Annotated in this window: 24 protein-coding genes and 1 pseudogene; 6 read left to right on the top strand and 19 right to left on the bottom strand. The window is 63.4% G+C overall.

Annotation, left to right across the window (positions count from 1 at the left end; all coding sequences use genetic code 11):
• The 3 genes from ABSG20_RS07645 to ABSG20_RS07635 form a co-directional block, all read right to left on the bottom strand.
• On the bottom strand, positions 1–704 hold a 704-nt coding region (locus ABSG20_RS07645; protein ID WP_423863892.1), incomplete at its 3' end, for an amidohydrolase family protein.
• A gap of 77 nt (positions 705–781) precedes the next feature.
• On the bottom strand, positions 782–1,561 hold the full coding sequence (locus ABSG20_RS07640; RefSeq protein ID WP_423863891.1) for an enoyl-CoA hydratase: 780 nt from the start codon (positions 1,559–1,561) through the stop codon (positions 782–784).
• 151 nt (positions 1,562–1,712) lie between these two features.
• Complete coding sequence (locus ABSG20_RS07635; protein ID WP_423863890.1) at positions 1,713–2,324, bottom strand: hypothetical protein; 612 nt, start codon at positions 2,322–2,324, stop codon at positions 1,713–1,715.
• A gap of 353 nt (positions 2,325–2,677) precedes the next feature.
• On the opposite strand from ABSG20_RS07635, the gene ABSG20_RS07630 reads away from it, so the two are divergent.
• Positions 2,678–3,223: a sigma-70 family RNA polymerase sigma factor gene (locus ABSG20_RS07630; RefSeq protein WP_423863889.1), complete on the top strand. Its 546-nt coding sequence runs from the start codon at positions 2,678–2,680 to the stop codon at positions 3,221–3,223.
• 1 nt (position 3,224) lies between these two features.
• Positions 3,225–3,863, top strand: coding sequence for an NrsF family protein (locus ABSG20_RS07625; protein ID WP_423863888.1), 639 nt, complete (start codon positions 3,225–3,227; stop codon positions 3,861–3,863).
• 73 nt (positions 3,864–3,936) lie between these two features.
• Here the strand turns inward: ABSG20_RS07625 and ABSG20_RS07620 are convergent, their stop codons facing one another.
• Positions 3,937–5,052: a DUF2336 domain-containing protein gene (locus ABSG20_RS07620; RefSeq protein WP_423863887.1), complete on the bottom strand. Its 1,116-nt coding sequence runs from the start codon at positions 5,050–5,052 to the stop codon at positions 3,937–3,939.
• A gap of 74 nt (positions 5,053–5,126) precedes the next feature.
• Positions 5,127–6,275, bottom strand: a complete 1,149-nt coding sequence (locus ABSG20_RS07615) for a GGDEF domain-containing protein (protein WP_423863886.1) — start codon at positions 6,273–6,275, stop codon at positions 5,127–5,129.
• A gap of 356 nt (positions 6,276–6,631) precedes the next feature.
• Between ABSG20_RS07615 and ABSG20_RS07610 the strand changes: the two genes are divergently transcribed.
• The 4 genes from ABSG20_RS07610 (at position 6,632) to ABSG20_RS07595 (ending at position 10,605) form a co-directional block, all read left to right on the top strand.
• Entirely contained in the window at positions 6,632–7,201 is a 570-nt protein-coding gene (locus ABSG20_RS07610; protein ID WP_423863885.1) for a sigma-70 family RNA polymerase sigma factor, read from the top strand.
• Positions 7,198–7,896: a hypothetical protein gene (locus tag ABSG20_RS07605; RefSeq protein ID WP_423863884.1), complete on the top strand. Its 699-nt coding sequence runs from the start codon at positions 7,198–7,200 to the stop codon at positions 7,894–7,896. The genes ABSG20_RS07610 and ABSG20_RS07605 overlap by 4 nt, the downstream gene beginning before the upstream one ends.
• A gap of 123 nt (positions 7,897–8,019) precedes the next feature.
• Positions 8,020–9,651: a S8 family serine peptidase gene (locus ABSG20_RS07600; RefSeq protein ID WP_423863883.1), complete on the top strand. Its 1,632-nt coding sequence runs from the start codon at positions 8,020–8,022 to the stop codon at positions 9,649–9,651.
• A 405-nt stretch (positions 9,652–10,056) separates the two neighbouring features.
• Positions 10,057–10,605 (top strand): TIGR03809 family protein, encoded by a 549-nt coding sequence (locus ABSG20_RS07595; RefSeq protein WP_423863882.1) that lies wholly within the window; start codon positions 10,057–10,059, stop codon positions 10,603–10,605.
• Between the two features lie 65 nt (positions 10,606–10,670).
• On the opposite strand, the gene ABSG20_RS07590 is transcribed toward ABSG20_RS07595, so the two are convergent.
• The 14 genes and pseudogenes from ABSG20_RS07590 to ABSG20_RS07525 all read right to left on the bottom strand — a co-directional run.
• Positions 10,671–12,041: a TIGR03808 family TAT-translocated repetitive protein gene (locus ABSG20_RS07590; protein WP_423863881.1), complete on the bottom strand. Its 1,371-nt coding sequence runs from the start codon at positions 12,039–12,041 to the stop codon at positions 10,671–10,673.
• Positions 12,042–12,182: 141 nt separating this feature from the next.
• Positions 12,183–12,635 (bottom strand): cupin domain-containing protein, encoded by a 453-nt coding sequence (locus tag ABSG20_RS07585; RefSeq protein WP_423863880.1) that lies wholly within the window; start codon positions 12,633–12,635, stop codon positions 12,183–12,185.
• 68 nt (positions 12,636–12,703) lie between these two features.
• Entirely contained in the window at positions 12,704–13,363 is a 660-nt protein-coding gene (locus ABSG20_RS07580; RefSeq protein ID WP_423863879.1) for a pyroglutamyl-peptidase I, read from the bottom strand.
• A 1-nt stretch (position 13,364) separates the two neighbouring features.
• Complete coding sequence (gene meaB / locus ABSG20_RS07575) at positions 13,365–14,357, bottom strand: methylmalonyl Co-A mutase-associated GTPase MeaB (protein ID WP_423863878.1); 993 nt, start codon at positions 14,355–14,357, stop codon at positions 13,365–13,367.
• A gap of 82 nt (positions 14,358–14,439) precedes the next feature.
• On the bottom strand, positions 14,440–14,784 hold the full coding sequence (locus tag ABSG20_RS07570) for a HepT-like ribonuclease domain-containing protein (protein WP_423863877.1): 345 nt from the start codon (positions 14,782–14,784) through the stop codon (positions 14,440–14,442).
• On the bottom strand, positions 14,785–15,102 hold the full coding sequence (locus ABSG20_RS07565; protein WP_423863893.1) for a nucleotidyltransferase family protein: 318 nt from the start codon (positions 15,100–15,102) through the stop codon (positions 14,785–14,787).
• 35 nt (positions 15,103–15,137) lie between these two features.
• Positions 15,138–17,294 carry a methylmalonyl-CoA mutase gene (gene scpA / locus ABSG20_RS07560; protein ID WP_423863876.1) on the bottom strand — a complete coding sequence of 719 codons (2,157 nt, stop codon included), beginning with the start codon at positions 17,292–17,294 and terminating at the stop codon, positions 15,138–15,140.
• A 221-nt stretch (positions 17,295–17,515) separates the two neighbouring features.
• Complete coding sequence (locus tag ABSG20_RS07555; RefSeq protein WP_423863875.1) at positions 17,516–17,980, bottom strand: GFA family protein; 465 nt, start codon at positions 17,978–17,980, stop codon at positions 17,516–17,518.
• Positions 17,977–19,845 (bottom strand): methylmalonyl-CoA mutase family protein, encoded by a 1,869-nt coding sequence (locus ABSG20_RS07550; protein ID WP_423863874.1) that lies wholly within the window; start codon positions 19,843–19,845, stop codon positions 17,977–17,979. The genes ABSG20_RS07555 and ABSG20_RS07550 overlap by 4 nt, the downstream gene beginning before the upstream one ends.
• A 102-nt stretch (positions 19,846–19,947) precedes the next feature.
• On the bottom strand, positions 19,948–20,439 hold the full coding sequence (gene folK / locus ABSG20_RS07545) for a 2-amino-4-hydroxy-6-hydroxymethyldihydropteridine diphosphokinase (protein WP_423863873.1): 492 nt from the start codon (positions 20,437–20,439) through the stop codon (positions 19,948–19,950).
• Complete coding sequence (gene folB / locus ABSG20_RS07540) at positions 20,432–20,812, bottom strand: dihydroneopterin aldolase (RefSeq protein ID WP_423863872.1); 381 nt, start codon at positions 20,810–20,812, stop codon at positions 20,432–20,434. The genes folK and folB overlap by 8 nt, the downstream gene beginning before the upstream one ends.
• A complete protein-coding gene (gene folP, locus ABSG20_RS07535; protein WP_423863871.1) occupies positions 20,809–21,654 on the bottom strand; it encodes a dihydropteroate synthase in 846 nt (281 codons plus the stop codon). Before folP ends, folB begins: the two co-directional genes overlap by 4 nt.
• Positions 21,655–21,738: 84 nt before the next feature.
• The gene (locus ABSG20_RS07530) at positions 21,739–22,146 is read right to left on the bottom strand and encodes a DUF4332 domain-containing protein (protein ID WP_423863870.1); all 408 of its coding nucleotides are present in this window, start codon (positions 22,144–22,146) and stop codon (positions 21,739–21,741) included.
• A gap of 21 nt (positions 22,147–22,167) precedes the next feature.
• A pseudogene (locus tag ABSG20_RS07525) lies at positions 22,168–22,281 on the bottom strand (DUF2267 domain-containing protein); the annotation flags it as partial.

Below are 22,281 nucleotides of genomic sequence, written 5' to 3'. Positions count from 1 at the left end.
GCCCGGTAGGCGCCGGAGATCTTTACGTAGGCCTTGCCCGAGCGCACCAGTTCCAGCAAATCGGCAAAGCCCGGCTGGTCCAAGCCCAGTTCCGCCTGCGCCCCGCCGAAGTGATCGAACACGACCGGCACCGGGGAGGCGGCGACGAGATCCTTGATCGCGGAAATCATCTGAAGACTGGTGAACAGCTGGACATGCCAGCGGCGGCCATTCACCCGATCGACTGCGGCCTGAAAGCGCGGCCGGCCGACCGCGGGATCGTTGACGCCGCCGGTGGCGAGATTGAGCCGGATGCCGCGAATGCCGGCCTGGTTCATGGCATCGAGATCGGCCTCCGGCGTCTTGTCGTCGATCACGGCGACGCCGCGCGCCGTGGTACCGCGCGCCTTCATGCCGAACAGCGTGGCCGAATTGTCGGTGCCGTAAACGCTCGGCGTCACGATCACCACGCGCTCGACATGCAGTGCCTTGTGCAGCGCCGACATCTCTTCGGGCGATGCCGGTTCCGGCGTATAGACCCGGCCTTCGAAGAACGGAAATTTTTCGGGATCGCCGTGAATGTGGGTGTGGCAATCGCAGGTGCCGGCAGGCACCGCGAAATTCACCGGCGTCGAGGGCTGCGACGCTTTGGCAAGGGCGGTTCGGTTGGGCATGGTTACGCCGGCCGCAAGGGAGGCCAGCATGATACCGCGTCGCGTGAACATCGTCTCACTCCCCAGGTTTCCATCATCTGCCATTCTGCAACACGCAGGATAGCACATCAGCCGGGAGTCCGTGGAGGCTAGCGGTTCTTGTTCACCGGCTTGCGTTTCTCGATGAACGCCGCCATGCCTTCGGAGCGATCTTCCAGCGCGAAGGTTGAGTGGAACAGGTCGCGTTCGACGTTGAGGCCTTGGGTGAGCGTCGTCTCGAACGCGCGATTGATGGCGCTCTTGGCCATGGCGGCCGCGGGACGCGACATCGCCGCGATTTTCTCCGCCATCGCCATCGCCTCGTCCATCAGTTTGCCGGCGGCCACCACGCGGCTGACCAGACCGGATCGCTCCGCCTCGGCCGCGTCCATCATCCGCCCGGTGAGGCAGAGGTCCATTGCCTTGGATTTGCCGACCGCGCGCGTCAGCCGCTGGGTTCCGCCGATGCCGGGGATGGTGCCCAGATTGATTTCCGGCTGTCCGAACTTGGCAGTTTCGGCGGCAATGATGATGTCGCACATCATCGCCAGTTCGCAGCCGCCGCCGAGCGCATAGCCGCCGACGGCGGCGATCGTCGGCTTGCGGCAATTGGCGACCCGGTCGGCACCTATCGACGTGAAGTCGCAGGCGAACATGTCGATGAAGGTTTTCGGCTGCATCTCCCCGATATCGGCGCCTGCGGCGAAGGCTTTTTCGCCGCCGGCCAAAAGGATGCATCCGATCTTGTCGTCGGCTTCGAGATCATCGACCGCCGCGGCGATTTCCCGAAACACGCCGAAGGACAGCGCATTGAGCACCTTCGGACGGTTCAGCGTAATGATGCCGACCGCGCCTTTGATGTCGACAATGATGTGTTCGAAGGTGCTCATGTTCCATTCCCGCCCGATTTCGCGGGTAATGTGCCCGCTGGCGGGTTGGGCTTCAAGTGGGGGGATAGACAGACCATATTCGGGACGCGGCCCTGGCCCCGCCGCGCCAGGGTCGCACTTTGCATTCGGCGCGCGCTGGGCACGCGTCTGGCTACGCCCTTAACATGCGAACGGCGGTGGACAGGGTCAGCAGGACGCCTAATCCGATGAAAATCTCTCCGATCAGGGAGGTCCGGTCCGCGTTTGCGGGTTCATTATTGCTCGACGCGACGAGCTCGGCCATGGCCGGGGTGTCGCTGGCGGCCATCGTACGGGACATTGCGGGGGGTGTGCCCGCCTGCATCGCCCGATCGAGGTCGTTGAGTTGTTCGGACGAGACGACCGGGTCGGCGGCGGGCTCGGCGGCTGTCTGATTGGCCCGTGCGGCCAAGCCCGTGTCGTTGCCGACCGGCAGGGTCGGAGTCAATTCTGCATTGGCGTCGGCCACCGATGGCGGCATTGCCGATGAACCGGCGCCGTTATTGGTGGCTGCGTCTTGCTTGGCGGCGGACGATTTCGGCCGCACCTTGCTGGATTTAGCATGGGCGGCGCTTTTCAAGCGGTGCGCCCGTTGCGTACTGGGCGCGACAGGGGCGTGCGTGCTTTCCGATGCCGAATTTGCCGCAGCATTCGATGGGTCCGCCGCCAGCGACGGGCCCAAGAAACAGATGAGGAGCCCTGTAGCCAGTATCAATGCCGACTGCCCGCTGGCTTTGACCGTCATGTGGCAATCTCCTGTTTGCCGGCCGCAAATCCGGAAGAGAGACCTCACGGCGTGTTCGCAACGGGGCAGAAAAAAGGGAATTTTCGGGCGAGTCCCGCCGACAGGGCTGCGGCGACGCGCCTCGGCGGATGTTCAGGAATCTTGTTCGCCGGATATTTTTGCGTTCAATGCGCCGCGTGTGCGCGGAGGCGAACGATGTTAAGAGCTCGCCAGGGCGGAATTCGATGTCGAGGCTGCTTCAAGCTGGACGCCACGATCCCAATCCCGAAGGAAGCTAAGATCACGATTTCGTGATTGAAGCGGCTCGGCGTAACAAATTGAAAGATCGACCGAATTGCTGTGTAGGAGCGCGGGTGCGCGAACGTGACGATGAATGGACCGGCCTGATGCGGTCGGCCATTTCAGGGGACAGCGCTGCATACCATCGGTTGCTTAAGGCCATCACGCCGGTCTTGAGGGCAGCGGCGCGTCGCGGGCTGGCGCGGGCAGGTCAACCGGTCGATCAATCCGAGGACATCGTGCAGGACATTTTGTTGGCGGTGCATCTAAAACGGCATACCTGGGACGTCGAAGCGCCGTTTGCGCCGTGGCTGTTTGCAATCGCCCGCAACAAGCTGATCGACGCGCTGCGCCGCCGCGGCCGGCGGGTTTTCGTCAACATCGACGATTTCGCCGAGACGATACCGAGCGAGCCGGCGGCGGAAGTCGCGCCCGCGAGCGAGATCGCGGCAAAGCTCCAGTCCTTGCCGCCGCGCCAGCGCGAGGTTCTGCAGGCGATCGCGGTCGACGCCGCGTCGATCAAGGATACCGCGGCGAAATTTGCGATGAGCGAGGGCGCGGTGCGCGTGGCGCTGCATCGGGCGCTCGCCAGCCTCACCGCCAGACTTCGGGAACAGTGAAATGGAGACCGATCAGCTCATTCGAACGCTCGCCGCCGACAGCACGCACCGTGCGCGGCCGGTTGGGTTCGCGCTGGCGCTGGCGTTGCTGTCGGCGGCGCCGGTTTCGGGGGTGATGTTCTTCTTGGGTCTGGGAATCCGTCCCGACGTCATGACCGCGATGCATAATCCGTTCTTCGACCTGAAGTTTGCAGTGACGCTGGCGCTGGCGATTCCGGCGATCGTGGTCAGCCTGCATTTATCGCGGCCGGAGGCCTCGCTGCACGGCTGGGCGTGGTTGCTGCTGATGCCGGCCGGACTTCTCCTTGCCGGGATCGCAGGCGAGATGATGCTGCCGCAGCGGCTGCCGGTGATGACGCGATTGGTTGGCAGCAATTCGCGGATTTGCGTGACCGCGATCCCGCTGATGTCGCTGCCGCTGCTGGCGGCGGCGCTGGTCGGATTGCGTCATGGTGCGCCGACGCGGCCCGTGGTTGCCGGTGCAATCGCCGGATTACTGGCCGCAGGCTTGGCGGCGACGCTGTACGCTTCGCACTGCCCCGACGATTCACCGTTTTTCGTGGCGACTTGGTACACCATCGCCGCAGCGCTGGTCGCCGCCGTCGGCGCACTGGCGGGATCGAGAGTCCTGAGGTTTTGACGGCAGGAATCCCCGTCCTCGTCGCCGCGCTCGCCTGGACGACAACTCGCCTGCACGATACGGAGTTTGCCGATCATGCCGCCGGAGCGGGCTCCACGGTCTGCTGCATGCGGTGGAAGCGCAGTACCTGCTGCGCGGTCGAGGGCCGCAGCCGTTCGTAGACGGCCCGGCAGGCCACGAGGTCGGCCGGTTCCGTGCCAGAGAGGCCGTCGCGCATATTGATAATCGCCTTCACGGTCGACCACGACATTGCTGCGACCTTCGCCAGGATCATGACGCCTTCGGCGCGGGTGTCCACCATCATTTGTTCGGCGATCGACACCTGCACGTTGGCGAGCGCCGCGATCGCGGCATTGGCTTCGTCGAATCTGCCGGCCTCGGCGAACGCCGCTACCTGAAATTCATCGAGCCTGCCGTCCTCGTGCAATGATTTGACCAGCGCGTGGGCCGTCGTGGTGTCCCGGGTGAAGGCGGCGGGCGCGAAGCGCGCCAGCCGGGTCGCTTCGCGTACCGCGGTCGGCACGTCGCCCGCCTGCTTCGGATTTGCGGCTTCAAGCCGTGCCCGCACCGTCACCGAGGCTTTTGCGATCAGCTTCAGGTATAGGTGTCGCGGGATCGTCGGCCGCATCGCGAGGCAGGTCGCAAGATCGTCGTTGCCCTCGGCGCGATTGACCAGCCGGGTGAAGCCGCGCTTGGAGAATTCGGCGCCGGGATTGCGGACGGTGCTCTGTATGACCTCGTCATTGCCGCGCAGCACCAGCACGTCAGTGACCGCGCCGCTCAGCACCCGTCGCGTCGAAATCGCCAACAAATGCGCCTGGCTTTTGTTGCGCGCGGTCTCGATCAGCGCCTCGTCGTCGAGCCGCTCCGATCCCGACAGCACCGGCGCTGCGACCTCGATGAGATCGTCGAGCGCCAGCGCGCGAACGGTAAGCTGCGGCGCGGTGTAGATCGGGGCGAGACGATTGGCGAGCAGCACCTTGGCGGAGCTCTCGATGTGTTCCATCAGGCACTGGAAGACATCGTCGAACAGCGCGATCTGTTCGCTGGAATAATCCACCGCGCCGTTGATAAAGAGGTCGGTGACGCGGCGCAGGGCCTCGACCCGGCGGGCGACGGTTCCGTGCGCAAGCGTTGATTGCAATTCGTCAAGTAGACTTTCAGAGGGAGAAACGGATTTCGAACTCATGACTCTTTCCTGGAGCGTTCGGGTGTGCAGAGTGGGGACCATTCTTCGTCCCGCCAACACGGAGGTGGTCGGATTCAGACACTAGCGATGCGGTTGCGTCCTCCTGCTTTGGCTGCATAGAGCGCGCTGTCGGCGCGGGCCAGAAACGTATCGGAGCTCTCCTCCGGCCTCAGGCTCGCGATCCCTGCGGACATCGTAACCTGCATGCCCGGCGAGAACGCGCTCCAGTCGAGGTCGGCGATGATCGCCCGCAGCCGGTCAATGATGCGCGCAGCCTCACCGTCGGCCGTGCCGGGGAGCACCAGCAGAAATTCCTCGCCGCCGTAGCGGCCGAACCTGTCCAAGTTGCGGATGTTTGCGAATATCGTGATGGCGAAGGTCCTCAGCACTTCGTCGCCGGTGGGATGTCCATAGGCGTCGTTAATGCGTTTGAACCAGTCGAGATCGATCAGCGCGATCGAGCAGGGCGTCTCGCTGCGATGGGTGCGGTCGATCTCGTCATCCAGCATCCTCATGATGCAGCGGCGGTTGAAGGAGCCGGTCAGTTCGTCGAGCTCGGCGAGCTCCTCGATACGCTCATAGGCCTCGCTGAGCTCGACGCCGCGCAAGTGAAGCTTCTGCCGCAGCGAGTCGCCGTAGAGTCCGACGAATGCGCATTGTCCGATCGAGACAACGAAGCAAAGCGCTGCGCAAAGGCGCTCGGCAGGCGTGGCCACCGGCATCCCAAGGGGGAGATGCGTCATCAGAAAAATCGCAACGACGCCGATCGCCGTGAGAGTCCATGCCATCGCGGCCTGCCGCGGTGTCATCCGCAAGGCGGCAACTCCGAAAACAAGAAACACTACGTTCAGGAAGGCGTAGCCTATTTTGGGCGCAGCCAGCAGAAAACCGAGCTGGAGCGCGACATGCCCGACGACCTGAAAAACCGTGAGATGGTGATCCTCAAAAACATCATTGACGCCCATTTCTGACAGGATGGCAAAGACGCCGATCAGGCTGAGGCCGCCTAAAAAGAACGCCGCTGGGATGACTACGGTGATAGTGCCGGCATAAACATAGAGCAGAAGGACAATTGCGCTCAGCATATAACTAGCAGCCTGCGCCGCATAGGTTTGCCGACGACTTTCAACTCGCCGCTTCAACAGTTCCGACGGCAACCCAGAAGCGAGCCCGGCTGCGCTGCCGGGGCCCTGACCTTGAAACGATGAAGCCGCGCTGTTCATCTTCCGCCGTGTTGAAATTTATCCGGTGGAAGTTTAGGGAGCAAAGCCTTTAGGTTTAGTATCTTTTCGCCGCCGAATGCCGACCATCCAAGGTTACGATCGGCCTCGCTCTGCAATTAAAATTCATCCGACGCAGCCGGAGGGTCGTGCGGCAGCTGCTTTGTGAGCGAGGTATTGGTAAGGTGGCCCGCGAATGGTCCAGGTCCGAAACCTATATTATAATACCGATTGCAATCCTTCTGTCCTTGTGTGGGATACATCACAGATGCGATCGGGCCGTTGAGATATATTCGAGAATCTTGCCTTTCCGATCGAACCGCCGCCCCCCGAGTTCGACTAACCCAGTGAGACGGCCATTGAGTGCGACAGAGGCGGCTAAGGACGAGGTCCTGATCGCTCGGATCGCTCGAGGCGACCGGCTCTCCATGCAGGTGCTGTATGGAAGGCACCACGTCAGGGTGTTTCGCTTCGGGCTTCGGCTGGTGCGGGACGAACAGGTCGCGGAAGACCTCATCAGCGAGGTTTTCCTCGATGTGTGGCGTCAGGCCGGCAAGTTCGAGGGCCGATCCGCCGTTTCCACCTGGCTGCTGGCGATTACGCGATACAAGGCTCTGTCTGCGTTGCGGCGCAGGAGGGACGCGGAACTGGACAATGAGGCCGCCGATGCGATCGAGGACACCTCCGACGATCCGGAAGTGGCGGTGCAGAAGAAGGATACCAGTGAAGCGTTGCGCAAGTGCCTGACCTCGCTTTCGCCGGAACATCGGGAGATCGTCGATCTTGTCTACTACCACGAGAAATCCGTGGAAGAGGTGGCTGAAGTTGTCGGCATACCGGAAAACACTGTGAAGACGCGGCTGTTTTATGCGCGCAAGAAACTAGCCGAACTGCTGAAGGCAACCGGCATAGAACGAGGCTGGCCATGATGGCGACGAGCAAAAAAATGCGGCAGCAAGAGCCCAGCGAAATAGAAATGCTGCTGCCATGGCATGCGGCGGGCACGCTGAATGCGCGCGACGCGCGCCGCGTCGATGAAGCGCTCGCCCGCGATGCCGCTCTCGCCAGGCAATATGCCGTGATCCGGGAAGAGTATGCCGAGACCATTCTTCTCAACGAAAGCCTCGGTGCACCATCCGCGCGCGCGATGCAGAAGCTGTTCAGGGCGATTGACGCAGAGCCGGCGGGCCGGCCATCGGCGTCGTTCAATTTCTTCGCGTGGATCGCCGGGTTTTTCGCAAGCCTGTCGCCGCGGACGCTGGCCTGGTCGGCGAGCCTCGGCGCGCTGGCGTTGCTATTGCAGGCCGGCGTGATCGGGGCGGTGCTGATGAAGAATCAGGCTGCCACCTACCAGGCGGCGTCGTTGAGCACCGACGAGCCGACAACCCGCGCGCCGGGGCCGGAAGCACCGCCGCGCGCGCTGGTGCGGTTCGCGCCGGAGGCGCGTGTCGGCGACATCACGGCACTGCTTGACAACTACCAGGCCTCGATCATCGGCGGCGCCAAGGGCGGCCTGTTCCGGCTTCAGTTCGGTAACAAGCCGATGACGGAGGATGAGGTTTCCAGCCTGATCAGCAAGCTTCAAAACGAGAACAGCGTCAGTCTCGCGGTGCCGACACCGTAGTGGGCGCCTCGTATTCGATGCGCATCGCTTCGAGGGCGAGGCCAAGTCGGTAGGCGGTATGGCGCAATGTGCGATAACCCAAAGATCCGAGGCGTCATGGTCCAAGATCGTGCGAATTGGCGGATGAAGAAGCGCCTTGCGCTGTTGGCTTTGACAACAGCGTCATTGCTGTTCGCCGATCTCGATGGCTCGGCGGTTCAGGCGCAAAGTATCATGCGCTCGCCCAACCTCAACATCGAGTCGCGCATCCCAAGTATCGGGCCGACGGTGGCGCCCCGGATCAATCCGGTGGTGGCGCCCCGGATCAATCCGAACATCGCCGGTAGCACGGTGACAGGACTGGACAGTACGTCACCCAACCTCAGGACATATCCGCCCTGCAGTTCCGCCGACCGCGACAGCGGAGGTGGATGCCCGGATCGGCGCTTCAGGTCGGCCAATGGTGGCGGCAGCGGCGGACCGTCGGCGAGAGGCAGGGACAAGGGAGCGCGCGGTAACGCCATGCTGGCGGTTCCCGGCCTGCGCGCGATCGCGGGCGAACTCGTGGCCGAAATCGACGGATCACTCTCCAACGCCCAGGCCGACGAACTGGCACGGCGCCATGGTCTTGCGCGTCTGCAGTCAGGGTATTTTCCGCTCGTCAGCGCCTCCATCGGCCTGTTCCGCATCACAGACCGCCGCTCGTCCGAGGCGGTCAGCCGCGAATTCGCCGCCGATGCCAGCGTTCGCTCGGTGCAGCCGAATTTCCGTTATGTGCTGCAGGATCAAGGGGCGGCATTGACCGAGGGCGACCCCGCGCAATACGCCAACGCGAAACTTCGATTGCCTCAGGCGCATGGGCTCGCGAACGGCGCCAACGTCATCATTGCCGTGATTGATGCCGCCATCGACGTCACACATCCGGAGCTGGCTAATTCGATTGCGGGAAGCTTCGATGCGCTTGGAAGCAAGGAAGGTCCGCATGCCCACGGCACCGGCGTCGCGGGTGCGATCGCGGCGCATGCGCGGTTGATGGGAAGTGCGCCGGCGGCGAGGATTTTGGCGATCCGCGCTTTCGGCGACGCGCCGAGTGGCGCCGAAAGCACGTCGTTCGTCGTCCTGAAAGCGCTCGACTATGCCGCGGCGCATGGTGCGCAGATCGTCAATATGAGCTTCGCGGGCCCGAAGGACGGCTTGGTCGATCGTGGTATCGCGGTTGCGGCCGCCAGGGGCATTGTGATGGTTGCCGCCGCCGGCAATGCCGGACCGAACTCGCCGCCGCTGTATCCCGCCGCCAACGCCGCGGTGATCGCGGTCAGCGCCACCGATGCCCAGGACCGGCTGTTTGCGGCATCCAATCGCGGCAGCTATGTCGCGCTTGCCGCTCCCGGGGTAGATATCTTTCTGCCGGTGCCGGACGGAAAATATCAGATGATGTCAGGCACCTCGTTTTCCGCCGCTTATGTCAGTGGTCTGATTGCCCTGATCCTGGAGCGCAATCCTGCATTGAAGCCGGATGAGGTTCGCGCGATCCTGACAAAAACCGCGCGCGATCTCGGGCCTCCCGGCCGTGACGATATGTTCGGTGCCGGCGAAGCGGATGCCTTTGCGGCGGTCTCGGCCACCGCGCCGGTGCCGGTTGCCTCGGCCGGCAAGATCGAAAATGCGTCGGACCGGCAACAGGTTCCCGCGACCGGGACCTTGATCCCGCCTGCTGCGGCAATGGCGTCCGGCAAAGCGGCCGTCGGCGAGGCCAATCGCGCGCCCGCGCAATAACTGCCCGCGTCGAAATCCCGGCAAGAAGTTAAAAAAAGATGGTGGGCGCGTTGAACGTGTGCGGCCCTGCGGCGACTTATGTTTGTGGGAGCGGAAAACCCTCCCCATGAGGCTGTATTCGGCGCGAGCGCCCATCCACCCCAAGCGCCCATATGGCTTGACCCGTCCGGTTGTCCCCCCGGACGGGTCTTTCATTTCCAGCTGGCGTCTTGAGCCAGCACTGGTCCGCGACGCGGCCACCGCGGATAGCCCTGTAAATCAGAATTTCTGTGACTTTCCTCCGATGCCCGCTGACCCGACCGGAATTCATTGCTACGAATTATTAACTTTTTCCGTAAACTATCTTCGCCATGGTTTGATTCGTTTTCGTTGCATTGCGTCCGTTTTCTCCTTACGGGCAGGTCCATGACACATCTCGTCGACGCGGCGCGCGGTCGCGATATCCTTGAGCGCTGGTGCGCACTTGCCGAGCAGCGGCTCGACTACCTCACCGAAATGTTCGAGAGCGGGCGCTGGCGCCGCTATCACAGCGAGGCGAGTTTTATGGAGAATATCCGCGAGGCCAGAACCGCGCTGGATATCTGGCGCGATCTGTCGGTGCGCGAAGCCTCCCGCGACAATTCGGCGGTCGACGTTTCCTGGCTCGGTAGCGGTCGCGGTGCGCCGCCGCGCCGCGAGCCGCCGGCCGAGACTCATCGGCCGCAGCCGCGGTTGCCGGAGATAACAGCAGCGTCGCCAGCGGATGTTTCGATCGCCGGAGCGGCTCCCGATGGTCCGGCCATTGCGCGTTCCGAACCGATTCTAGATTTAATTACGCCGGCCTCGAAGCCAGGCTTGAAAAAGCGCGACGTGAAGTCGGTCCTGGAGTCATCCCAGGACCATGCTCCGGTGCTGACGCTGGACATCGCCGCGATGCAGCAACGCTACCCACTGCTGCGCAACGCGATGCTGTAGGGTTCGGTGGCGCCGTGCCGCCATAGCGGCCAAACGGGTGAAGGCGGCAGGCCGCCGATGTGAGCCTATTTTCTTATCGCATTCATTCCGATCACGACCTGGGTGAAGCGTTGCGCACCCTCGGCTGAAAGATCGGATGTGACGGGCAGCGCGTGATCGAGCCCGACCACGGCGCCGCGTGGTGTTTCCGAGATCATGTTGTTGTTGACCAGCGCGGTGCCCGCGCCCGGCACCACTGAAACGCCGATGCCGACCATGGCATTGCGGATCACGTTGCCTGAGATCGCGACGTCGCGCAGATATTTGCCCCAGCCGGCGACGATGCCGAACGATGGCGCATTCTCGACCACATTGCCCGACACTGACGTATCGGCCTCGACGTAGATGCCGATCCCGGCATCGTCGTCAGGTGCGGTGCCGATCGGCCGTTTTGGCAACAGGTTGCGAATGATGTTGCCCTGCACGACCGCGATCCGGCCGCCCTCATTGAAATTACAGACCGAGACCCCCAACGCCGCGCCGTCCACTGTGTTGTTGGCGATCACAGCGCCCTCGAATGAAAATTCGCAATACAGGGCCACCTCGCGGACATCGCTGACGCTGTTGCCGGTGATCTGGATGTTGGACGCCGAATTGCCGCGCACCGCCGAATAGTCGCAGTTGCGGATCCGATTTCCCCGCACGATGACGTTGCCGGCGCGAAATGCGTTGATGGCGTTGCCGTATTGTCCGGAGCCGCCGGGGCCGGCCTTGATGTCCTCGATACGGTTGTCGAGAACCTGCGTGCCGTCGTCGCCGATCGCGGTGCGCAGGATTTCGATGCCGTTGTCGTTGGTGTCGATAATGCTGTTGCGCGAAACCAATAAGCCCCTTGCGTCGAACGACAGAACCGCGGTCGAGGCTGTGTTGGTGATGATGTTGCCGCTGACCTCGCCGGAGACTTGCTCGAACCAGATGCCGACGCCGCCACTGCCGGTGATCTCGCAATCGGTGATGCGGATGTCGCGACCGCCGAGGCAGTGCACCAGGCCGCGCCGTGCCGGCAGCGTAATGCCGCCGCCGTCGAGCGTGATGTGGGCGAGGCTGACGTGTCCGGCGCCTTCGCCCTGAAGCATCGATGCTCCGCCGGTAAAGACGAGTTTGGTCGCCCCGCGTACGCCGATCAGTTGCCCACCGTTTTGCAGCCGAAGCATCCCGGTGCGGTAGATGCCGGGCGGCAGTGCCAGCGGGACTTGCGCGCGCGCGGCCTCATCGATGGCGTGCTGCAAGACCCTGGTCTGGTCGTCGGGGCTGCCGGGCCTGACGCCATGTTGGGTGGCGTCGCGCCCGAGCGACGAGGTGAGCAGTTCCGCTCGCGCGGTGTCGGGCGATAGGACGCGCGCCCCGGCGACCCCGGCAGCGGATGCCCCGATGAGGTAGCGGCGACTTATTGTCATCATCATGCCTCCAGCGGCAGGTCAGACGTGTGTCCGCGGGTCCCGCAGTAGCGCAGTATGCATTTGTGCGTGACCAAGCCGAGCGCCAAGGACGACGAATGTTGGCGGTAGGGTTAATGGACGGCGCGCCACGAGAAGGACTCAGTAAGGCTTCCCGTCCTTGTGGAAATACCCCAATGCGGACGCGCGCATATCGATGTCTGGATAATAGGTCTCGTCGTCCGGCATAAAGCCGTTGCCGATTTCGAGCACCCGCGCCAGCGCGCCGGATCGATTTTGCAAATGATGCCCATCGGCATCACCCGGGCGAAAAGCTGCGCAATCGCCCGCGTGCAGGAGCTCCTCGCTGCCTTCGGTAACGAGCACAACCTCTCCCTCGATGACATACACGAACTCTTCCGCCTGGCTATGCCAATGCCGTTGGCTGGACCAAGCCCCCGGCTGCAATTCAAGTAGGTTGATGCCGATGAGCTTGAGTCCGGCTGCTTTGGCCAGTCGACGCCTGATTTTGTCGTGGCATGGCGCGTTGAAGGGTTCCGGATATCGAGAGCCAGCCGAAACGGGTGCGGTTTCGACGTCAATCTTCTTCGACATCCGAACTTTCCTTCCGGACGCACCCGCGACCGCTGGCGAGGCAAAGGCGCCGGCGCGCCGACGGCAAGTCACGGAGCGACCCGCAGCGCTTGGCGTGTGAGCTTGACCATCTCCAATAGCATGACTGCGCCGACGTCGACCAGTTCATCGAGCGTGACGCGGTGTGCCGCACCTTTGCGAGGCGAACCGCTGCCGCGGGAGAGCAGCGGCACATGGACAAAGGCGGCGAGGCGGGGACCGTTGTCGCGACAGGTGGCTTCGATTGCGCGCCAGCTCAGATAGTTGCAGAGATAACTGCCGGCATCGCGCGAGGCGCGCACGTCGACGCCGGTGCTATCGGCCGCGCGCAAAAGTTTGGCGGTATGCGGTCCGAACTTCAGGGCGTCGGCGTTGCCCTCGATCGATCCCTTGCGCACCCGGGCGTGATCGGCGTCTGGCCACAGCGTGGTGACGGCATTGCGGGCGCGGGTCTCGACCCGCAGATAGGGGGTGCGGGAAGCAAGCCCGAACATCAAAAGGGCCTGCGGCCGGTGCCTTTTCAACAGCTGCGGCAGCTCGCGATCGACGGTCTGGTAGGTCACCGCAAAGATGTGGCCGGTCCGTTCGACGGCGTCCAATGCGGGACGGCGCAGCCGCAACAACCGCGCCACCAGCGGCTCGGTCGGATTGAACGGCGCGCCAGGAAATGGCCCGAAGCCGCTGATGAGGATGCGCAGTTTGTCGCTCATTTCACTTCAGCATCTCCGCGATCTCATCCGCCGCCAGCGCCGGCGTGATGCGGCCATCGGCCACCTCGGCCTCGATTTTTTTCACCTTGGCGCGCACCGAGGCGTCGGCGCGCAGCCGCGCCATCATGCGCTGCTCCAGCATCGACCACATCCATTTTATCTGCTGCTGCCGGCGCCGCGCGGCAAATTCGCCCGACGCAGTCATCGCCGTGCGGTGCGCCAGAATTTGCTGCCACAACGTGTCGATGCCGGCGCCCGTCAACGCCGAATAGGTCACGACCGGCGGGTGCCAGTGCTCCGACCGCGGGCTGAGGATGTGCAGCGCGCCGCGATATTCTGATGCCGCAAGATTGGCGCGCTTGATATTGTCGCCGTCAGCCTTGTTGATCGCGATCATGTCGGCGAGTTCGACAAGGCCCTTCTTGATGCCCTGCAACTCGTCGCCGGCGCCCGGCAGCATCAGCGCCAGGAAGAAATCCGTCATGTCGCAGACCGCGGTCTCGGATTGTCCGATGCCGACGGTCTCTACCAGTACCACGTCGAAACCGGCGGACTCGCACAACAGCATCGCCTCGCGGGTTTTTGACGCCACGCCGCCGAGCGTGCCGGAAGCCGGCGAGGGCCGGATATAGGCGTGCTCGGAGGCGGCGAGATGCGCCATCCGCGTCTTGTCGCCGAGGATCGAGCCGCCGGTGCGTGCCGAGGAGGGATCCACCGCCAGCACCGCGACCTCATGGCCATGGTCGATCAGGAACATGCCGAGGGCGTCGATGGTGGTTGATTTGCCGACGCCGGGCGAGCCGGTAATGCCGACGCGGATGGCCTTGCCGGTATCCGGCAGCAGCGCCTGGACCAGATCGCGCGCCGCAGCCTGATGGTCGCCGCGCCGGCTCTCGATCAACGTGATCGCCCGCGCCAGCGCCGCGCGGTGGCCTGCGCGCAGCTCTTGCGCGAGGGCTTCGATGTCGAGGGAAGCAGTTTTGAGCTGGATCATCGCTTGGTTTACAACGGCAAAGCCGGGCGAGGGGATGGGTGCCAATCTACCGGCCGCCGCGGATTGAGATGGCGCGTGACCATCATGTGTTGGATGCACGAATGCGGCGTTCGACAAATGACTTCAACAGCGGCAGATGGTTCTGGAGAATGTCCCAGACGATGGCGACGTCGGTCGCATGATAGGCGTTTCGGAGTCGATTGCCGAAATCGACCATTTTTCGCCAATCGATACCCGGCCCCTCCCGCTTGACGGCGTCGGGAATTGTTCGGGATGCCTCACAGACAATCTCCAACAACCGCTCTGTCGCCATGCGCCGCATTTCGTCCGCGGAAAATTGATCTAAACTCTGACCGTGAATTAGCTTATCGATCTTGGTGATCGCTTCAAAGATATCCAGCAGCCGATCCTCGACGGTGGGGGGCATTCAGAACACCTCGACCAGGTCGTCGGCGATCCGTTCCTTGATGCGTGGCTTCAGCAAGTCGTGCATCGAGATCTGTGTTGCCAATCCCGTAGCGTCCTCGATCAAATGCATGACCTTGAAGAGATCGAAAGCGGGTGAGTTGCCGTTGCGCGGAACGGTCTCGACAAGGATATCGAGATCGCTGTCCGGTCGGGCATCGCCGCGCGCGCGCGAACCGAAAACCGCGAGCCGGGTGACGCCCTCGGCTTTGATCGCGGGTGCGATCTCGCGCAATGCGGCGATGATCGTCTCCAGCCTGATGTCAGCCGCGTCGCTCATGAACCAATACTGGCACAATTCCGGGAAGGTCTCTCTCACTCCGCCGCCTCGCTGTGCCCCAACTTGGCATTCAGCTTGTGGATCAGCTCTTCGGCGGCATCCGCGATCACGGTGCCCGGCGGGAAGATCGCCTCGGCGCCGGCCTTGTAGAGCGCATCGTAATCCTGCGGCGGCACCACGCCGCCGACAATGATCATGATGTCCTCGCGGCCCTGCTTTTTCAGCGCGGCCTTGAGCTCGGGCACCGCGGTGAGATGGGCCGCCGCAAGCGACGATACGCCGAGGATGTGCACGTCGTTCTCGACCGCCTGTCGCGCCGCTTCCTCGGCGGTCGCAAACAACGGCCCGATATCGACGTCGAAGCCGACATCGGCGAAGGCCGAAGCGATCACCTTCTGGCCGCGGTCGTGGCCGTCCTGGCCGATCTTGGCGACCAGGATGCGCGGGCGGCGGCCTTCCGCGTCCTCGAAGGCGTCGATCAGCGCCTGCACCTTTTCGATCCGGTTGGTCATGGTGGACGCCTCCCGCTTGTAGACGCCGGTGATGGATCTGATTTCGGCGCGGTGCCGGCCGAACACTTTTTCCAGCGCATCGGAAATCTCGCCGACGGTCGCTTTTGCGCGCGCGGCATCGATCGCCAATGCCAGCAGATTGCCATTGCCTTCGCCGGCCGAGCGGGTCAGCGCTGCCAGCGCCGCGTCGACGTCCATCTGCTTGCGCTCTTTCTTCAGCCGCGCCAGTTTGTCGATTTGCAGGCGCCGTACCGTGGAATTTTCTACCTTCAGTACGTCGATCGGGGCTTCGTTGACCGGCCGGTATTTGTTGACGCCGATCACGGCCTGCTTGCCAGCGTCGATCCGGGCCTGGGTCTTGGCGGAGGCTTCCTCGATGCGCAGTTTGGGCACGCCGGCCTCGATCGCCTTCGCCATGCCGCCGAGCCCCTCCACTTCCTGGATGTGGCCCCAGGCTTTCGCCGCGAGATCACGGGTCAGCCGCTCGACATAATAGGAGCCACCCCAGGGATCGATGATGCGCGTGGTGCCGCTCTCGTGCTGCAGGAACAATTGGGTGTTACGCGCGATCCGAGCGGAGAAGTCGGTCGGCAGCGCCAAAGCTTCATCCAGCGCGTTGGTATGCAGTGACTGGGTATGACCCTGCGTTGCCGCCATCGCCTCGATGGTGGTGCGCATCACGTTGTTGTAGACGTCCTGCGCGGTCAGCGACCAGCCCGAGGTCTGGCAATGCGTGCGCAAGCTGAGCGAGCGCGGGTCCTGTGGGTTGAATGGCGTCAGCAGCCTGGCCCAGAGCAGCCGTGCCGCGCGCATCTTTGCGACCTCCATGAAGAAGTTCATGCCGATCGCCCAGAAGAACGAAAGCCGCGGCGCGAAGCGGTCGACGTCGAGCCCGGCCGCAAGGCCCGCGCGCAGATATTCGACGCCGTCGGCCAGCGTATAGGCGAGTTCGAGGTCCTGCGTCGCGCCGGCCTCCTGCATGTGATAGCCTGATATCGAGATGGAATTATATTTCGGCATCCTCGCGGAGGTATAGGCAAAGATGTCGGAGATGATCCGCATCGAGGGCGCCGGCGGATAGATATAGGTGTTGCGCACCATGAACTCTTTCAGAATGTCGTTCTGAATGGTGCCTGAGAGCTTTTCCGGCGGCACGCCCTGTTCCTCTGCCGCCGCCACGAACAGCGCGAGGATCGGCAGCACCGCGCCGTTCATGGTCATCGAGACGCTCATCCGGTCGAGTGGAATACCTGAAAACAACGTGCGCATGTCATAGATCGAATCGATCGCCACCCCGGCCATGCCGACGTCGCCGGTTACCCGCGGATGATCGGAGTCGTAGCCGCGATGGGTGGCGAGATCGAACGCGACCGAGAGGCCCTTTTGCCCGGCAGCAAGGTTGCGGCGGTAGAAGGCGTTGGAATCCTCCGCCGTCGAGAACCCGGCATATTGCCTGACCGTCCACGGCTGGTTGACATACATCGTGGGGTAGGGACCGCGCAGATAGGGCGCGATGCCGGGCCAGGTTTCGAGGAAGTCGATGCCTTCGAGATCGGCTTCGCTGTAGGCGGGTTTTACGAGTATGCCCTCGGGTGTCAGCCATGCCTCGGCGCTGCCGGCCGACGTCGCCGTAGCAACGGGCTCGAACGCGATGTCGGCGAAATTAGGAATACGGGTCATTCCGCGGTGTCCTCAAACCTTTATTCCGTTCGATCATCTCTCGAACATTCTTCTTGTAGACGGGATCGTCGAAACGGCTTTTCCGCATCGCCCGAGGCCGGAGCCGTTCGACTGATTTCGATAGCAGAAACTGGAACGAGACCTGCGTCAGCAGCCGAAACATCTCGCAAGTCTAGCACGATTGGGTTCCTTGATAAGCAGCCAAACCCATGAAGCAACTCTCAGTCATGGTCCGGGTGCTGGTGGCTGACGACGCCGCCAAGCTTGTCCGAGCCGTAGTTCTGCAGTGTGGTCTGGCTCGGCAAATTGGCGATCGCCACTACCCAGCCGAGCCGGGATTCGGTGCCGAACTGCTGGATCGGAATTACCCGGTCCGGGCGGTCGAAGGCACCGGTCATGATCTCGATGCGCGGGCCGTCGATACGGCGGAAGCTGAGCGGCGTGCCGCAACGCGGGCAGAAATCGCGCTCGGCAATCGAGGAGGAGCGGAACGCCGCCGGCTGGCCGCGGGTCCAGGCGAAATCATTGCGGTCGATGTCGGCGAAAGAGGCGAACGGCGCGCCTGATGCCTTCTGGCACATCCGGCAGTGACAGATGCTCACCTTGAGCGGCGCCGCCGACAGCGCGAAGCGAATGGCGCCGCATTGGCAGCCGCCGGTCAGGACGGATTTTGCAGCCGCGGTCATTTCGCCTCCATCCTTCTCCACGCTTCCCTCAAGGTCGCCAGCGCGTCGCCGCCGGCAAAAATAAACTCGCCGACGCCAGCAGCGCGCAGCGCGGCTTCCTGCTCGCCCGGGCGGCCTGCCAGATAGATATATTGAGCCCCGATGGTTTGCAGGGCGGCTGCAGCGGCCGATGCCTCAAGGGCATAGATCTTGTCGGACGAACACAGGCAGGCCAGCGCCGCGCCGGACGCCTTGAAGGCTGCGGCCAGTGCCGCCGGATCGGTTTCCTGGGTATCGACAGCCTCGATCCCGCCAGTCTCGAAGAAGCTTTTGGCAAAGGTCGCCCGCGCGGTGAAGTCAGCTGGCGTGCCAAGATTGGCAAGAAAGATCTTGGGCCGGGCGCCGTTGTCCTTCAAGGCCTGATCCGATCGGTCGCGCAAGGCCTCGAACGGCGCCGCCAGCCGCATCGGCGCCATTGCGTCGAAGGTGAGTTTTGCTGCGGCTGAGGGCGCAAGCGCCACCGGCTTCGCCGTCAGCACCGCGACGTCAGCCTCATGCAGGTTGGGAAATTCGGTGGCGCCGGTCAGCACTTCCTTGCGCTTGGCAATGTTGGCTTCGCGTAGCGCGCGCGTCGCCGCGGCCTGGCGCTGGATCAGGCTCTGCTCCAGCGCGGCGAAGACACCGCCTGTGCTCTCGATCTCCTGGAAAAGCCGCCATGCCGCCTCGCAAAGCTGCTGCGTCAGGGTTTCGATGCCGCCGGAGCCGGCCGCGGGATCGCTCACTTTGGCCAGATTGGATTCCTCCAGCAGCACCAGTTGTGTATTGCGCGCGACGCGCCGCGCGAACGGATCGGGTAATCCCACGGCCTGCGTATGCGGGAGCACCGTGATGGCGTTGGCGCCGCCAAGGCCCGCGGCAAACGTCGCCATCGTCGCGCGCAGCATGTTCACGTAGGCGTCGCGCTGGGTCAGCATCCGCCAGGCGGTCTCGGCGGCGATGAAAATCGGTTTGGGCGCGAGGCCGCAAGCTTGTTCGATGCGCGCCCACAGCAAGCGCAGCGCGCGGAACTTCGCCAGTGTCAGAAACTGATCGGCATCCGCACCGAGCCGCGCATAAATCATGCCCTGGGCATCTTCCAGCGCCACACCGGCGCCCTCCAGCGCGCGCAGATAAGCGACGCCGGTGGCGAGCACGAACGCCAGTTCCTGTACTTCCGATCCGCCGGCACCATGGACCACCCGTCCATCGGCGACCGCGAACGGGCCCTTGAATCCCGATGCCGCGAGGCCTTTGATCGCGCCGGTGACCGCGGGCACGATCTCGGGCCAGGTACAGGCGCTGGATCCCCAGACCGCGGCGGCGCCGATCGGATCGATGCCGAAACGGATATTGCAAGCCGCCGGGCTCAGACCTCTGCGCTTGACATGTTCGGCGATGTGTAGCGCTGCCATGCGCCACTGCGGACCGACCTGAAGTTCGATCGATATGCCGGCATCGATGAAGACGCCGTCGAGCACCTTATCGATGGCTTGCGCTGCCGGTTCGAGGCCAAAGCCATGGGCGCCGTTGGCGCCGGCGAACACCAGCGACAGCCCGGTTGCGCCGTTTTGCAGATCGTGCAGCGCCTGGGTGTTGGCCATTACGGCGTCGGGATGATCGATCCGCTGCATGATCTGCCACGGCATCGCCGCGGCGCGGCCCGCAACCGGGGTCGCGCCTTTGGCGCGCGGATAGATCGGGTCGATTTTCAGGCCGTCATAGGTCTTGGTGACCAGCTTCTCGAACGCTGCGCCCTTCAGCACGCCATCGACCAGCTTGCGCCAATCCTCATAGCTCGCCGGGGCAAATTCTGCTGCCAGCCGCAGGTCGTCTGTTACAGAGGTCATTCGGCCGTTCGCTCCCTTCCAGCCGCTCGCTGTTATCAGAAAATTGCCACGTACGGATAGCCAAGCCAAATGGTTGTTTTGACCCCGAAAAGGCTGACCTGGTCAGCCAAGATCGGGCAGCCGCTCGATGCCGTCTGTGGACAGCAGGGCAAGCGCCGAGGCAATGCTGCGTCCGGCGATAAGGCGGCCGGACGCTATCTCTGCGAGTGGCACCAGCACGAAGGCACGTTCGAACAGAAGGGGGTGCGGCAGCGTCAGTTCCGCCCTCGCGATCGAAACGTCGTCATAGGCTATCAAATCGAGGTCGAGGCTGCGCGGACCCCAGCGTTTCTCCGTGGTGCGATCGCGGCCGAATTTCTGTTCGATTTTGTGCAGCGTAAACAGCAGCGCGTGGGGATCGAGGCTGGTCTCGATTTCGATACAGGCATTGATGAAGCGGGCCTGCTGCTCATCGCCCCAGGGCGGGGTGGCATAATCCGACGAGCGCGCCAGCAGGGCTGCCTGCGCCATGCCGCAGATATTGGTGATCGCCTTTTGGAATGTCGCGCGGACGTCGCCGACATTGCCGCCCAGCGCGATCAGGACGTCAGCCATGAGACTTGGGTTGCCGCGTGCGGGTCAGGACCACGCCAACATCCTCGAAAATCGCGGCGATCGGGGCGTGCGGCTTGTGTACCGTGACCTTGATGGCGCTGACGCGGGGAAATGCCGTCAGCACGGCGTCGGCCACGGCGCCGGCCGCGCGTTCCAAGAGCTTATAATTGGCGTTTTTGAAAGCCGCGGTCGCTGCCGTCACCACATTGGAATAGGACACGGTATCGGCGAGTCGATCGGTGCGCGAGGAGTCCGACAGATCGGCCGAGAGTTCGAGATCAATGACAAAGCGCTGCCCGACCTCGGTCTCATGCTCCATGACGCCATGGCGGGCGTGGATGACGACGCCGGTGATGAAGATGGTATCGGTCACAGCCTGCCCCTGATCGCCGCCGCGACGCGCAGCGCCTGGACCGTTTCCGCGACATCATGGGTCCGGACAATCCGCGCGCCGCCTTGTGCCGCCACCAGGTGGGCGGCGATCGAGCCCCCCAGACGCTGCTGCGGTTCCGAGGGTACCACGGAACTGATAAAACGCTTGCGCGATGCGCCAACCAGCAAAGGCAGCCCGAATATGCTGAGTTCATGCAGCCGGGCCAGCGCCGTCATGCTCTGCGCGGGGGTCTTGCCGAAGCCGATGCCGGGGTCGAGCACGATGTTTCCACGTGAAACGCCGGCTCGGTCGGCGATGTCGAGCGATCGCCCGAAATAGGCGATAATATCTTGCATGATGTCGATATCGGCATCGACGCGGTCGCGGTTATGCATGACAACGACCGGCGACTGGCGCGCCGCCACCAGCGAGGCCATCCCGGGATCGCGCTGCAGGCCCCAGACGTCATTGACGATGGCAGCACCTGCATCGAGCGCCCAGGCGGCGACGCCCGCTTTCATGCTGTCGATCGACACCGGAACCCCGAGGGAAACGACGTCGCTCAGGATCGGCCTCAAGCGCTCCAGTTCTTGCTCGGTCGAGACCGGCTTTGCGCCATAGGGCCGGGTGGATTCCGCGCCGATGTCGATAATGTCGGCGCCCTCGGCGATCATGCGATGCGCCTGCGCCAGGGCACGCTCCGGCAGGAAAAACCGTCCGCCGTCTGAAAATGAATCCGGCGTTACATTCAGGACGCCCATCACCGCCGGGTACGGCCGGTGCAAAAGTCCTGGCCATACCGTGTGATCTGCCGGGGCGGGTCTGGACCTGATCGCGTTCATGCGGTCGCTTTGCGCGGTCCGTGCATGGGAGTCAAGATCCAGCAGGCGCCCGCACCGGCGTCCGCCGAGCCGCCTTTGGCAGGCCTAGTAGGTGATCTTGGGCTGAAGCTTTCGCGCTCGCTCGATCAATTGCTCGACCGACTTTTCCGAAGGCAAAACGCGGACGAGTTTACGCTTGGTATTCACTTCTCTCATGTTCTGCGCCAGTCGCGCCGGGTTGCGAAGCGCGAGTTCGCGAACCGTGGTGACGCCGGCGGCACGCACCAACCCGACCTTGGCCTTGCCCATGCCGGGAATCCGCATGTAGTCGGAGACGTTGGCCCATTCCAACAGCTGCTGCTCGCTGATGCCGGTTTTCATCGCAAGGGCCTTGCGGCCCTTGACGGTCCGGGCCGCTTCAAGCAGCCTATCCGTCGTGCGAATGCCCAGCGATTTCAGTTTGGCGGCGGCAAACGATGGCAGGCCATCAATCTCGGTGATTGGATATGTCATGATACTCGATGTGAAGGTGCTTCAGGCGAACTGACCGAGGCCCGGTTTACCCGCAATGATCTCGCCCATTTGACCCGCTCCGGTTGTGTCGCGGCCGAACCTGAAAAGTTCACGAGCAGTGTTCTGAATCTCGGC

Source organism: Bradyrhizobium sp., from assembly GCF_049512235.1.
Lineage (GTDB): Bacteria > Pseudomonadota > Alphaproteobacteria > Rhizobiales > Xanthobacteraceae > Bradyrhizobium.
Note: the sequence above shows the minus strand (reverse complement) of the source record. Positions and strands in the feature narration are given on the sequence as shown.